The sequence below is a fragment of the Pseudomonas sp. ARP3 genome (assembly GCF_001029595.1).
Classification (GTDB): domain Bacteria; phylum Pseudomonadota; class Gammaproteobacteria; order Pseudomonadales; family Pseudomonadaceae; genus Aquipseudomonas; species Aquipseudomonas rhodesiae.
This window is the reverse complement of record NZ_LEKF01000002.1, coordinates 1-13325: the sequence shown is the minus strand read 5'-3', so window position 1 is coordinate 13325 and position 13325 is coordinate 1. Positions and strand designations below refer to the sequence as shown.

Annotated in this window: 11 protein-coding genes; 4 read left to right on the top strand and 7 right to left on the bottom strand. The window is 59.5% G+C overall.

Annotated features, from left to right (window positions below; genetic code table 11):
• Nucleotides 1-85: 85 nt before the first annotated feature.
• Nucleotides 86-1456, top strand: coding sequence for an MFS transporter (locus ABX75_RS01915; protein WP_047881372.1), 1371 nt, complete (start codon nt 86-88; stop codon nt 1454-1456).
• 49 nt (nt 1457-1505) lie between these two features.
• On the opposite strand, the gene ABX75_RS01910 is transcribed toward ABX75_RS01915, so the two are convergent.
• Nucleotides 1506-2459, bottom strand: a complete 954-nt coding sequence (locus ABX75_RS01910; protein WP_047881371.1) for an adenosine deaminase — start codon at nt 2457-2459, stop codon at nt 1506-1508.
• A 193-nt stretch (nt 2460-2652) separates the two neighbouring features.
• On the opposite strand from ABX75_RS01910, the gene ABX75_RS01905 reads away from it, so the two are divergent.
• Complete coding sequence (locus ABX75_RS01905; protein WP_034111618.1) at nt 2653-3744, top strand: calcium:proton antiporter; 1092 nt, start codon at nt 2653-2655, stop codon at nt 3742-3744.
• A gap of 34 nt (nt 3745-3778) precedes the next feature.
• Here ABX75_RS01905 and ABX75_RS01900 read toward each other — a convergent pair whose 3' ends face one another.
• The 6 genes from ABX75_RS01900 to ABX75_RS01875 form a co-directional block, all read right to left on the bottom strand.
• Entirely contained in the window at nt 3779-5137 is a 1359-nt protein-coding gene (locus tag ABX75_RS01900) for an 8-oxoguanine deaminase (protein WP_047881370.1), read from the bottom strand.
• 174 nt (nt 5138-5311) lie between these two features.
• Nucleotides 5312-5998 (bottom strand): SDR family oxidoreductase, encoded by a 687-nt coding sequence (locus ABX75_RS01895; protein WP_034111622.1) that lies wholly within the window; start codon nt 5996-5998, stop codon nt 5312-5314.
• 57 nt (nt 5999-6055) lie between these two features.
• A complete protein-coding gene (locus ABX75_RS01890; RefSeq protein WP_047881369.1) occupies nt 6056-6637 on the bottom strand; it encodes a YigZ family protein in 582 nt (193 codons plus the stop codon).
• A gap of 12 nt (nt 6638-6649) precedes the next feature.
• Nucleotides 6650-7309: a TetR/AcrR family transcriptional regulator gene (locus ABX75_RS01885; RefSeq protein WP_034095734.1), complete on the bottom strand. Its 660-nt coding sequence runs from the start codon at nt 7307-7309 to the stop codon at nt 6650-6652.
• An 87-nt stretch (nt 7310-7396) separates the two neighbouring features.
• Nucleotides 7397-8791 carry a uracil-xanthine permease family protein gene (locus tag ABX75_RS01880; protein WP_047881368.1) on the bottom strand — a complete coding sequence of 465 codons (1395 nt, stop codon included), beginning with the start codon at nt 8789-8791 and terminating at the stop codon, nt 7397-7399.
• An 88-nt stretch (nt 8792-8879) separates the two neighbouring features.
• Nucleotides 8880-9800, bottom strand: coding sequence for a LysR family transcriptional regulator (locus ABX75_RS01875; protein ID WP_034095736.1), 921 nt, complete (start codon nt 9798-9800; stop codon nt 8880-8882).
• A 124-nt stretch (nt 9801-9924) separates the two neighbouring features.
• On the opposite strand from ABX75_RS01875, the gene ABX75_RS01870 reads away from it, so the two are divergent.
• Together ABX75_RS01870 and ABX75_RS01865 are read left to right on the top strand one after the other, a co-directional pair.
• A complete protein-coding gene (locus ABX75_RS01870) occupies nt 9925-11274 on the top strand; it encodes an aspartate aminotransferase family protein (RefSeq protein ID WP_040265109.1) in 1350 nt (449 codons plus the stop codon).
• 39 nt (nt 11275-11313) lie between these two features.
• Nucleotides 11314-12807, top strand: coding sequence for a CoA-acylating methylmalonate-semialdehyde dehydrogenase (locus ABX75_RS01865; protein ID WP_047881367.1), 1494 nt, complete (start codon nt 11314-11316; stop codon nt 12805-12807).
• Nucleotides 12808-13325 lie beyond the last annotated feature (518 nt).

The window sequence follows — 13325 nt, the reverse complement described above, 5'->3', positions numbered from 1 at the left end:
AGTTTTAATCAGGTCGCATCCAGCAAAAATCTGGAAAAAGCATGCCGCACACTCGTCCTCGGGCTTTTCTTACTGGGGGTGTGGCATGGGTATGCAAGGTTTTAGCGCAGCGGAACGCCTCGAACGGTTAGCCATCAGCGGTTACCACCGAGTGATTTTTATCATCATTGCCTTGGCGTTTTTTTTCGACTCCATGGATCTGGCGATGATGACCTTCCTGTTGGGCTCGATCAAAACCGAGTTCGGGCTGAGCACCGCCCAGGCGGGTTTGCTCGCCAGTTCGAGTTTTTTCGGCATGGTGGTGGGGGCGTCGTTGTCCGGGATGCTCGCCGATCGCTTCGGGCGTAAGCCGGTGTTTCAGTGGAGCATCGTGCTGTGGGGCTTGGCCAGCTATCTGTGTTCCACGGCGCAGACCGTGGAGACATTGACGCTGTTTCGTATCCTGCTGGGGATCGGCATGGGCATGGAGTTTCCGATTGCGCAATCGATGCTGTCCGAGCTGATCCCGGCCAAGGCGCGCGGGCGCTATATCGCGTTGATGGATGGTTTCTGGCCGCTGGGCTTTGTGGCGGCGGGGGTGCTGTCGTATTTCCTGCTGCCGGTGATCGGCTGGCGTGACATCTTCCTGGTGTTGGCGGTGCCGGCGGTGTTTGTGTTGGCAATCCGTTTTTTCATCCCCGAATCGCCGCGCTGGCTGGAACAGGCCGGCCGCCATGACGCAGCGGACAAGGTGCTGATTGGGATCGAGAACAAAGTGCGTACCTCCCTGGGCCGCACCGACTTGCCGGAACCGATTCGCCTGCCACGGGTGCAGAGCGTGCCGGGGAATTTCTTTTCGGCATTCCAGCAATTGTGGTCCGCGCAGTATCGCCAGCGCACGCTGATGATCTGGAGCGTCTGGTTCTTTGCCCTGCTCGGTTTCTACGGGCTGACCTCGTGGCTGAGCGCGCTGTTGCAGCAGTCCGGTTTCGCGGTGACCCAATCGGTGTACTACACGGTGATCATTTCCCTGGGCGGGATCCCCGGCTTTTTGATGGCGGCCTGGTTGGTCGAGCGCTGGGGGCGTAAACCGGTGTGTGTGGTGACATTGCTCGGTGGCGGCTTGATGGCGTTTCTGTATGGGCAGAGTGCGGTGTTTGGCGGCAATGTCGGCTTGCTGATCACCACGGGGCTGTTGATGCAGTTCTTTTTGTTTGGCATGTGGGCGGTGCTCTACACCTACACGCCGGAGTTGTACCCCACGTCGGCGCGGGCGACCGGGTCCGGGTTTGCCTCGGCGATTGGCCGGGTCGGTTCGTTGCTGGGGCCGTTGGTGACCGGGCTGGTGTTTCCGGTGACCGGGCAGGGCGGAGTATTTGCCTTGGGCGCGCTATGTTTTGCGGTGGCGGCGCTGGTGGTGTGGGTATTTGGGATGGAAACCAAGGGCAAAACGTTGGAAGAGTTGGCCGAAGCCTGAAAACCGCTGCGCAAAAGAAGGGAGGGTGCAAGCACCCTCCCTTCTTTCGTTACGGCTTGATCAAGCGCGCATCCAGGCTGTTCTGGGCCAGGCGTTTGGCCTGATCCTGGGTCATGCCCAGTGATTCATACAGTGCATAGAAGTTTTCGGTGACATAACCGCCGAAGTACGCCGGGTCATCCGAATTCACCGTCACCTTCACGCCCCGCTCAAGCATGTCGAGGATGTTGTGCTGGGCCATGTCGTCGAACACGCAGAGCTTGGTGTTGGACAACGGGCACACGGTGAGCGGAATTTGCTCGTCGATGATGCGCTGCATCAGGCGCTCGTCTTCGATGGCGCGCACGCCGTGGTCGATACGCTGGATTTTCAGCAGGTCGAGGGCTTCCCAGATGTATTCCGGTGGGCCTTCTTCGCCGGCGTGTGCCACGGTGAGGAAGCCTTCATGCCGTGCGCGATCGAACACGCGCTGGAACTTGCTTGGCGGGTGGCCCATTTCCGAGCTGTCCAGGCCAACGGCCACGAACGCATCGCGGAACGGCAGGGCCTGGTCCAGGGTTTTCTCGGCTTCTGCTTCACTCAGGTGGCGCAGGAAGCTGAGGATCAAACCGCTGGTGATGCCCAATTGCTGCTCGCCATCTTTGAGCGCGGCGGCGATGCCGTTCAGCACCACCTCGAACGGGATGCCACGATCGGTGTGGGTTTGCGGATCGAAGAACGGCTCGGTGTGGATCACGTTCTGGGCTTTACAGCGCAGCAGGTAGGCCCAGGTAAGGTCGTAAAAATCCTGGGAGGTGCGCAGCACATCGGCGCCCTGGTAGTACAGGTCGAGAAATTCTTGCAGGTTATTGAAGGCGTAGGCCTTGCGCAGGGTGTCGACGTCGTTCCACGGCAGCGCGATTTTATTGCGCTCGGCCAGGGCAAACAGCAGCTCAGGCTCCAGCGAACCCTCCAGGTGCAGGTGCAGTTCGGCCTTGGGCAGGGCGTTGAGCCAATCGTACATGTCTAAATTCTCATCAGGTGCAATCGCCGCATTCTACAGGCCATGGCTGAAATAATCGGCAAAACCTGACCAGCAGGAGAGTATTCGTTTTATTCGCGCAAGGGCGACGTGAACTAAGGTGTAACGAAACGTTAGCGACGTGGCGCAGTCTGTACCCCATCAATGACTGATTTGCCGCATTAAAAGGCCCGGAATGCTCACATCCCTCAAGCAAGAAAAATTTATGCTGCTGGCGCTGATTGCCGCCATCGCCGCCTATCCGTTGGAGCATTGGATGCTGCACAGCGGGCAAATGGTGGCGCTGCTCGCAGGGCTGGCGCTGATCGCGTTTATCGTGATGGCGTCGATGCGTGTAGCCCACCACGCCGAGCAACTGGCGGAAAAAGTCGGCGACCCCTACGGCACTATGATCCTGACCCTCGCGGCCGTGCTGGTGGAGGTGGTGATCCTGGCGATCATGATGAGTAACGAACCTTCACCGACCCTGGTGCGCGACACCATTTACTCGGCGGTGATGCTCGACATCAACGGCATCCTTGGCCTCGCTGCGCTGATGGGCGGGATCAAGCATGGCGAACAGTCCTACAACGACGATTCGGCGCGGACCTACAGCGTGATGATCCTCACCGCCATGGGCGTGTCGATGGTGGTGCCGGAATTTATCCCCAGAGGCGATTGGAAAATTTACTCGGCCTTCACCATCGGCGCGATGGTGGTGCTGTACACCTTGTTCCTGAGGATGCAGGTGGGGCCGCACAGTTACTTCTTCAGTTACAGCTACCCGGAAAAACGCCGTAAGCAGTTGCCGGCAGACGCGGAAGCGCCGCCGGTCAGCCTGGCGTTTTCCATTGGCACTTTGGTGTTCGGTGTGGTGGTGATTGGTGCGTTGGCAGAGGTCATGTCCAAGACTCTCGACCTTGGCCTGGAAGGCACGGGCGCGCCGCCGGTAGTGACGGCGATTGTGGTGGCGGCGATTTCGGCGGCGCCGGAAATTCTGACGGCATTGCGCGCCGCGTTGGCCAACCGTATGCAGTCGGTGGTCAACATCGCGTTGGGTGCTTCGTTGTCAACAGTGATCCTGACCGTGCCGGTAATGGAGGCCATGGCGCTCTACACCGGCCAGCCGTTCCAGATGGCAATGACCCCCGTGCAAACCGTGATGGTGTTTATCACGCTGATCGTCAGCGCGATCAACCTCAACGATGGCGAAACAAACGCCATCGAAGGGATGACCCACTTTGTGCTGTTTGCGACGTTTATCATGTTGTCGCTGCTGGGCCTGTAAGCGCAGCAGCGTAAGGTTGGTGAGGACGCCGGGATCAGCTCCCGGCGATCAACGCCCGCGCCGCCTGGCTGTGATCGGCAATCAAGCCTTTCAGATCCAGGCCTTCCACCTGCCCGTCGATGACTCGCCACTGCCCGCCGACCATCACCCGATCCGCTCGGTCCGCGCCGCACAGCAGCAGCGCCGAGATCGGATCATGGCTGCCGGAAAAGCGCAGCTCATCCAGCTTGAACAGCGCCAGGTCGGCTTGTTTGCCAACGGCCAACTCGCCTATATCCGTACGCCCCAACAAATGCGCCGAGCCTTTAGTGGCCCAGCCGAGCACGCCTTCGGGGGTGATGTGCTGCGCGCCATAACGCAAGCGCTGGATATACAGGGCCTGGCGCGCTTCGAGGATCATGTTCGACGCGTCGTTGGAGGCCGAGCCGTCCACACCCAGGCCGATTGGCGCGCCGGCGGCGATCAGGTCCAGGGTCGGGCAGATGCCCGAAGCCAAGCGCATATTGGAGCTTGGGCAGTGACAGATACCGGTACCGGCCTCGCCCAGGCGCGCGATTTCATCCGGGTTGAAGTGAATGCCGTGGGCCAGCCAGGTGCGCTGGCCGAGCCAGCCGACGCTGTCGAGGTAGTCCACCGTGCGCAGGCCGAAGCGCTGCAGGCAGAAGTTTTCTTCGTCGAGGGTTTCGGCCAGATGGGTGTGCAGGCGCACATCGAGTTGAGTGGCCAATTCGGCACTGGCGCGCATGATTTCCGGCGTGACTGAAAACGGCGAGCAGGGTGCCAGGGCGATCTGGATCTGCGCGCCGTCGCCGCGCTGGTGGTAGGCGCGGATCAGGCGTTGGCTGTCGTCCAGGATCACTTGGCCTTGTTGCACGGTTTGCTGCGGTGGCAGGCCGCCATCGGCTTCGCCCAAGCTCATGGAGCCGCGGGTGAGCATGGCGCGCATGCCCAGTTCGCGCACGCTGTCCACTTGCACATCGATGGCGTGTTCCAGGCCGTCGGGGAACAAGTAGTGATGGTCGGCCGCAGTGGTGCAGCCGGACAGCAACAGCTCGGCCAATGCTACTTTACTGGCCAGGGCGAGTTTTTCCGGGGTCAGCCGCGCCCATACCGGGTAAAGGGTTTTCAGCCACGGAAACAACGGCTGATTGACTACCGGCGCCCAGGCACGGGTGAGGGTCTGGTAGAAGTGATGGTGTGTGTTGATCAGGCCCGGCAGGACCACATGTTCACGGGCATCGAAGACCTGTTCGCAAGGTTGCGCAGGGACTTGGCCAGCCGATAGCACTTCGGCGATCACACCGTTTTGCAGCACCAGGCCGCCACGGGCATCGAGGCCATTGGCAGTGAAAATCGCGAGGGGGTTTTTTAACCAGATACGGGTCGCAGGCATTGGCCGGCTCCTCTGAATGATGGGTTCAGGTTTGCCAGCTCAGTGTTGCCCTGTCTGCTGATCCAGGGTCGCCGGTGGGGGCGAGGGGCTAGAGTACGTGGAGTTCGGTTTGTAGGAAAGCGGATTGATTTGTGTGGGAGGGATAAGCCCCTCCCACATTTTTTTCGTGTGTACTTACCAGGCGATTGTGTCGCCTTTGTAGTCCACGAAATGATGGCCACCTTTGCCGGCGAAGGCATTCACTTGATCCACCAGACCACGCACGCTGGTATCGACATCAATATGGGCGTTTTCGCCGCCCATGTCGGTTTTGACCCAGCCCGGGTGCATCGACAGCACCGTTAGCCGGTGGTCGCCCAATTGGGTGATAAAGCTGTTGGTCATGGAATTGAGCGCAGCCTTACTGGCTTTGTACAGCGCCATCTCCGAGCCGTCGGGAATGGTGACGCTGCCCAGCACCGAACTCATGAACGCCAACACACCGCTGTCTTTGCGGATTTGCCCGACAAAACGCTGGGCCAGGTTGATCGGCGCTACGGCGTTGGTGAAGAACAGCTGGCCGACTTCGGCCAGGGTGGCGTGGCCGGGTTCCTGATTGTCCGGGCCTTTGACGCCGGCATTGATGAACAGCAGATCGAAGGTGCGCTCTTTGAGGCGCTGGTTCAGGGCGATCACGGCTTGTTGATCGTCCATGTCGAGTTTCTCGATCTGCACCGGGCCAACGGCTTTCAGCGCATCGGCTTTGCTCGGATCGCGCACGGTGGCGGTCACGTCCCAGCCGTCCTGGAGCAGTTGCTTGACCAGGCCAAGACCCAGCCCGCGGGAGGCGCCGATGATCAGTGCGGTTTTTGGCGTAGACATGAAAGGCTTCCTTTGAAATCGCGGTTCAGGGAGATTCAGCGCACAACAGTAGCAGTTTCAGCGTTGCAGGAGGATGCGGCCACGGCTCAAGTCTGCGAGCTGGGTTTGCAGGGTTTCGATCTGCGCTTCCCCCAGGGCCAGATGCAATTCGACACCATTGGCGGTGAAGGTTTCTTCCACCACCAGCCCGCCCAATTCGGCCACGCGCAGTTTGACCAAGTTCAATTCGGAGAAGCCGCACGCACAACGCAACGGCACGCGGCTGATCAGCTCGATGCGCTCGGCGTTTTGTAAGCATTTATTCGCGCCACCACCATAGGCACGGGCAAGCCCACCGGTGCCCAGTTGGATACCGCCGTACCAGCGGATGACCAGCACGGCGACCTGGTCAAAACCTTGGGCCTCGATGGCGGCCAGGATCGGTCGCCCGGCCGTGCCGCCGGGTTCGCCGTCGTCGTTGCTGCGGTACTGGTCGCCCAATTTCCAGGCCCAGCAGTTGTGCGTGGCATCGAGAACGCTGTGCTCCTGAAAAAACGCCTGGGCGTCCTGTGGGCTGGTGATCGGCACAGCGAGGGTGATAAAGCGGCTTTTGCGTATCTCTTCACGAAACTCGCAAAGGCCGGTGAGCGTGAAAGGCATAGGTTGCTTCGTCTAGAGGGCCGGCTTGATGCCGCAGCCTTTGAGAATGATATGGATCAGGTTGGTGCCGGCGTCTTCCATGTCTTGTTTGGTCAGGCGGGTACGCCCGGTGACGCGGCAGATCTGGGTAGCGAAATCGGCGTAGTGCTGGGTGCTGCCCCACAGCAGGAAGATCAGGTGTACGGGGTCCACGGGGTCCATTTTGCCGGCGTCGATCCAGGCCTGGAACACCGCCGCACGCCCGCTGAACCAGGCGCGGTAGTCCTGGCTGAAATATTCGGTGAGGCATTCGCCGCCGCTGATGATTTCCATGGCGAAGATCCGCGAGGCCTGGGGCTGGCGCCGTGAGAACTCCATCTTGGTGCGGATGTAGCGGGTCAGGGCCTCGGCGGGATCGTCCTCGGCGGTCAGCGTGTTGAAGGTGCTGTCCCATAGCTCAAGGATATTGCTGAGCACCGCGATATACAGGCCCAGTTTATTGGTGAAGTAGTAGTGCAAGTTGGCCTTGGGCAGCCCGGCGCTGGCAGCAATGGTGTTCATGCTGGTGCCCTTGTAGCCATGGCGCGCGAACTCATCCTCAGCAGCCTGGAGAATCGCTTGTTCGTTCTTTTGCCGGATGCGGCTGGCGGGCTTACCGGCGTGGTGGCTGTGGGCAGGAACTTCGAGGCTCATGGAGATTACCGTGCTGATCGATAGAGACGACGTGTGCACAGATAACCCACCCTCAAGCCCCAGACAAGTCCCGATGCAATAAAACCGTCAAAGCGGCTCCAGCGTGTCGCTTTCGGTTGCGTGGTTTACGGCGGTGCCGGGGGTTTTGGCCTCCGGCAATAGCACGCACAACACAATCGCGGTCAGGCCGCCGCTGGTGATGGCGGAATCGAACAGATTCTGTATCAGCGCGGGCATCAGGTGTAGCAGGTTTGGCTGGGCAGCGATCCCCAGGCCGACGCCGAACGAAGTTGCGATGATCAGCATGCTGCGCCGGTCCAGTGGCGCTTGCGCGAGGATGCGCACCCCGGCGGCGGCGACACTGCCGAACATCACCAGGGTCGCGCCGCCCAATACCGGCTTGGGAATTTGCTGCAGCACGGCCCCAATCAGCGGAAACAAACCGAGGCAGAACAGCACCACGCCGATATATAAGCCGACGTAACGGCTGGCGACGCCGGTGAGTTGGATCACCCCGTTGTTCTGCGCGAAGGTAGTGTTGGGGAACGCACTGAAGGTGGCGGCGATCATGCAGCTCACCCCGTCACCCAGCACGCCGCCTTTGAGCCGGCTTATATAGGAAGGGCCACTGATGGGTTGGCGGGCGATCATGCAATTGGCAGTCAGGTCGCCGACAGTTTCGATGCTGCTGATCAGATAGATCAGCGCAATCGGCAGGAATGCGCTCCAGTCGAAGTTGAAACCAAACCGAAACGGTATCGGCAAGCTGACCAGAGGCAAGTCCGGCAAGGCCTGAGGCACCAGTTTGCCGCTGAACCAGGCCGCCAGACTGCCCAGGGCCAGGCCGATGATAATCGCCGAAAGCCGCACCCACGGTGTGTTCGAGCGATTGAGCAGAATGATCGTTAGCACCACGAACAGCCCCAATGCCAGGTTGGTCGGAGCGCCGAAATCGGCGGCGTTGAAACCGCCGCCCAGGTCGGTAATGCCGACTTTGATCAGGCTGATGCCGATCAGTGTTATCACGATGCCGGTGACCAGCGGCGTAATTACCCGGCGCAACTGCCCGATGAAGCGGCTGAGGACGATCTGCACGGCCGCGCCGAAAAAGCACACGCCGAAGATCATCGCCATGATGTCTTCCGGGCTGCCGCCGCGTTGCTTGACCAGAAAACCGGCTGACAGCACCGCGCCGAGAAACGCAAAGCTGGTGCCTTGCAGGCAGATCATTCCGGCGCCGATACCAAACGGCCTACGCGCTTGGATGAAGGTGCCCACACCGGAAACCATCAACGCCATGCTGATCAGGTAGGGCAAATGCGCGGTAAGGCCGAGGGTGGAGCCGATGATCAGCGGCGGAGTGATGATACCGACGAAGGCGGCCAACACATGCTGCAAGGCGGCCAATAGGGCGGGGGCGGGTTTTGGGCGGTCGTTGAGACCGTAGATCAGGTCGCTGGGGCTGGAGGATTCTGGTGGCATGGCGGGCAAACTCAAGGCGGACGGTTCTAGGTCCTGATGCCCTTGCAAAAAGCTGTCCAGTTGCTCAGCTTTTGCGCCGAGGCCCGATTTAGCGTGTTGCAGCCAAGCTGTCGAGAAAGCTTTCCAGCACCAAATGAGGGCGACGGCCCTTGCGCGTGACCGATGCCAGGCTCAAATCGTAAAAACGTGTAGCCGGTTTCAGCGCACGCAGTCGGCCTTGTTGTACCCATAGGTTGGCGTAGTGATCAGGTAAATAGCCGATATAGCGACCAGTGAGGATCAGAAACGCCATGCCTTCGCGGTCCGACGCGCTGGCGGTGCAGTTGAGCGCCTGGTAGTGAGCCTGGATGTCTGCGGGCAGGCGAAAGGTCGGGGCGATTGCGTCCTGGCTATCGATGCGGGTGTCGTCCAGCGCTTTGTCGTCGGCATAGAACAGCGGATGACCGACTGCGCAGTAAAGCAGCGAACGTTCGCTGTAGAGCGGCTGGTATTCCAGGCCGGACAGCGCGCTGGCTTGGGGCACAACTCCCACATGCAGGCGGCCGTCGAGTACGCCTTGCTCCACTTCGTTGGGTGCGATCATGCGGATCTGAATCTGCACGTCCGGGCCCCGTTCCTTCAATTGTGCCAAGGCGTGTGTGATGCGCATGTGAGGCAGGGTGACAAGGTTGTCGGTGAGACCGATGATTAATTCGCCGCGTAAGTGCTGGTGCAGGCCGTTGACCTCGGTGCGAAAACTTTCCAGCGCGCTCAACAACTGCAGGGCCGACTGGTACACCTCGCGCCCTTCCTCCGTGAGCGAAAACCCCGCGCGGCCACGCTGGCAGAGCCTCAATCCCAGCCGCTGTTCAAGGTCGCTCATTTGCTGGCTGATGGCCGAGCGCCCGATGCCGAGCACGGTTTCTGCCGCCGAAAAGCCGCCGCATTCCACCACGCTTCGAAAGATGCGCAATAAGCGGATATCAAAGTCGCTGACTTGAGCCAGGGGATCGGGACGACGGATGCTCATAGTTTAGTGAAGCCCTGACTGAAGGTTAGAAAAGTTGGATTTCACCGACTTTATCGCCATGGCAATTTAGCTGCAAGAACGCTTTCAATCCCGACGCTGCCTTTTGCCCTGCGAGGTTTTGCTGATGAACATGCCCGAAAACGCCCCTTCGTCCCTGGCCAGCCAACTCAAGTTGGATGCGCATTGGATGCCGTATACCGCTAACCGTAATTTCCAGCGCGATCCACGCCTGATCGTGGCCGCAGAGGGTAGCTGGCTGACGGATGACAAGGGGCGCAAGGTCTACGATTCGTTATCAGGCCTGTGGACCTGCGGCGCCGGGCACACCCGCAAAGAAATTCAGGAAGCGGTGGCCAAGCAATTGGGCACGTTGGACTACTCGCCGGGCTTCCAATATGGTCATCCGCTGTCCTTTCAACTGGCGGAAAAGATTACCGATCTGACCCCCGGAAACCTCAATCATGTGTTTTTCACCGATTCTGGCTCCGAGTGCGCCGACACCGCGGTGAAGATGGTGCGGGCTTACTGGCGCTTAAAAGGCCAGGCCACCAAGACCAAGATGATCGGCCGCGCACGGGGTTATCACGGGGTTAACATCGCCGGCACCAGCCTTGGCGGTGTGAACGGTAACCGTAAGATGTTTGGCCAGGCGCTGATGGATGTTGACCATCTCCCGCACACCTTGCTGGCAAGCAATGCGTTTTCCCGCGGCATGCCTGAGCAGGGCGGCATCGCCTTGGCAGATGAGTTGCTCAAGTTGATCGAGCTGCATGACGCGTCGAACATCGCCGCGGTGTTCGTCGAGCCGATGGCCGGTTCGGCGGGCGTGCTGGTGCCGCCACAGGGTTACCTCAAGCGCCTGCGCGAGATCTGCGATCAGCACAATATCCTGCTGGTATTCGATGAAGTGATCACCGGTTTCGGCCGCACCGGCTCGATGTTCGGTGCGGACAGCTTTGGTGTGACCCCGGACTTGATGTGCATCGCCAAACAAGTCACCAACGGCGCGATCCCCATGGGCGCAGTGATTGCCAGCAGCGAGATCTATCAAACCTTCATGAACCAGGCGACGCCGGAGTACGCAGTGGAGTTCCCCCACGGCTACACCTACTCGGCGCACCCGGTCGCTTGCGCGGCGGGCCTGGCGGCGTTGGACCTATTGCAGAAGGAAAACCTGGTGCAGAGCGTAGCCGAAGTCGCTCCGCACTTTGAGAATGCGCTGCACGGTTTGAAGGGCAGCAAGAACGTAATCGACATTCGCAACTATGGCCTGGCCGGCGCGATCCAGATCGCCCCGCGTGACGGAGACGCCATTGTGCGTCCATTCGAGGCCGGCATGGCTTTGTGGAAGGCGGGGTTCTACGTGCGCTTCGGTGGCGACACGCTGCAGTTCGGGCCAACCTTCAACAGCAAGCCGCAGGACCTGGATCGCTTGTTCGACGCGGTCGGCGACGTGCTGAACAAAATCGACTGATTTCTCCTTCTATATAGAACAACTTTTCAGGAGCCCTGCATGAGCCTTATCCAGCATTTGATCAATGGCGAGTTGGTCAACGACAGCGGTCGCAGCGCTGATGTGTATAACCCGTCCACCGGCCAGGTGATTCACCAAGTGCCGTTGGCCAGCCGTGAAACTATCCAGCGTGCAATCGACTCAGCGAAGGCGGCCTTTCCGGCCTGGCGCAATACGCCCGCGGCTAAGCGCGCTCAGGTGATGTTTCGTTTCAAGCAATTGCTGGAGCAGAACGAAGCCCGCATCTCGCAGTTGATCAGCGAGGAGCATGGCAAAACGTTGGAAGATGCCGCCGGCGAGCTCAAGCGCGGGATCGAAAACGTCGAGTATGCGTGCTCGGCGCCGGAGATTCTCAAGGGCGAATACAGCCGTAACGTTGGGCCGAACATCGATGCGTGGTCGGACTTCCAGCCCCTGGGTGTAGTGGCCGGTATTACGCCGTTCAATTTCCCGGCGATGGTGCCTTTGTGGATGTACCCGTTGGCGATCGTCTGCGGCAATTGCTTCATTCTCAAACCTTCGGAGCGCGATCCAAGTTCGACGCTGCTGATCGCACAACTGTTGCAAGAAGCCGGTCTGCCCAAAGGCGTCCTCAATGTGGTGCACGGAGACAAAGGGGCGGTGGATGCGTTGATCGAAGCGCCTGAAGTAAAAGCTTTGAGCTTTGTAGGATCGACGCCGATTGCTGAGTACATCTATTCCGAAGCGACCAAACGCGGCAAGCGTGTACAGGCGCTGGGCGGAGCGAAGAACCATGCGGTGTTGATGCCGGACGCCGATCTGGATAACGCGGTCAGTGCCTTGATGGGGGCTGCCTACGGATCATGCGGCGAGCGTTGCATGGCGATCTCGGTGGCGGTGTGCGTGGGGGACCAGGTCGCCGATGCTTTGATTGCCAAGTTGGTGCCGCAGGTCAAGGCATTGAAGATTGGCGCAGGCACGTCTTGCGGCCTGGATATGGGGCCGTTGGTCACTGGGCAGGCGCGGGACAAGGTCAGCGGCTATATAGAAGACGGCGTGGCTGCCGGCGCTGAGTTGGTGGTCGATGGTCGCGGGTTGAGTGTTGCCGGTCATGAGCAGGGCTTCTTCCTCGGCGGTAGCCTGTTTGATCGCGTAACCCCTGAGATGCGTATCTATAAAGAAGAGATTTTTGGCCCAGTGTTGTGCGTGGTTCGGGTAGACAGCCTGGAAGCTGCGATGCAACTGATCAATGATCACGAGTATGGCAACGGCACTTGTATCTTCACCCGTGATGGTGAAGCGGCACGTCTGTTCTGTGACGAAATCGAAGTGGGCATGGTGGGTGTGAACGTTCCGCTGCCGGTGCCGGTGGCTTATCACAGCTTTGGTGGCTGGAAGCGATCGCTGTTTGGCGACTTGCATGCGTATGGGCCGGATGGTGTGCGCTTTTACACTCGGCGCAAGGCGATTACCCAGCGTTGGCCGCAGCGGGCCAGTCATGAAGCGTCACAGTTTGCTTTTCCCAGCCTTTAGCCCTCGTTGGCTAGGCGGGAAGCCGGCCCATTAGGGCCGGCTTTCGTGCTTTGGGGCGTTTTTTGACCAGTACGACAGAAATATGAAAATAGTGGTTGACGGCAGATTCCAGAAGTCTATAATTCGCCCCACTTCCGGCGCAGTCGAAACGGAAAACTCCTTGGTAAACAAAGGGTTGCGCAAGATTCGACAGCGGATCGCTTCAGTTCATCGAAGCCCAGAAGGAGTTGGTAGAGCAGTGTTGTTTGGCTCTGTTAACGTTTCGATCTTCTCGATCGAAAGCGGAGAAAAAGAGGTGTTGACAGCGGCGTGTAACGCTGTAGAATTCGCCTCCCGCTAACGAGAGATCGGAAGCGCAAGTGGTTGAAGTTGTTGAAGAAATCTTCGAAAGCTTCTGAAAATAATCACTTGACAGCAAATGAGGCTGCTGTAGAATGCGCGCCTCGGTTGAGACGAAAGATCTTAACCAACCGCTCTTTAACAACTGAATCAAGCAATTCGTGTGGGTGCTTGTGGAG